General features: G+C 61.4%; 1 protein-coding gene. It reads left to right on the top strand.

The window, feature by feature from the left end; all coding sequences use genetic code 11:
• Window positions 1-14: 14 nt before the first annotated feature.
• On the top strand, window positions 15-573 hold a 559-nt coding region (locus BZK42_RS28035), incomplete at its 3' end, for a DUF2857 domain-containing protein (RefSeq protein ID WP_080861658.1).

Raw genomic sequence — 573 nt, forward strand, 5'->3', positions numbered from 1 at the left:
AAGGAGGAGCAACCGTGAATTACTCACTGTCACAGTCATCCAACCAGTTGCTGTTCACCCTGATTGCCGAGCTGAAATCCGGAAACCTGAAGCGCGGTGAAGCCCTGGGGCTGACGCCCGAAGAGATGGGGATGCTGACCGCCCTCTCAACGGACGACCTGCTGTATCTGGCGGAAAGTCGGGTCAGTGTGCTGAATCTGCGTATTCATCATGAAAATCTGGGATTGATGCTGGCGCAGGCCAGGCGGGAGCAGAAGCGGCTGGAGCGGATAGACCGGGCGCTGGCGCTGGGGGCGTCCATTGAGATGATGCAGCGGTACTTTGGTCTGGACACATCGGAGGTATCCGGACGCAGACGTCTGGGAGGAATACGCACGCGCAAGGGGCGCAGCAGCGCGGCAGACGCGGCACTGGAGCAGGCGTTGTGGTCGCAGTGGCAGGCGTCCGGGATGGACAGCCCGGACAGCGTGGAGTCCCTGGATGTGATGATGCTGATGGCGGAAACCCATGGCGTCAGCCTGACCACGGTGTGGACGCTGGTCAGGGGATGGTGTGCGCAGGAAAAACGGGAGG

It is taken from the genome of Citrobacter braakii (assembly GCF_002075345.1).
In the GTDB taxonomy this organism is placed as follows: Bacteria; Pseudomonadota; Gammaproteobacteria; order Enterobacterales; family Enterobacteriaceae; genus Citrobacter; species Citrobacter braakii.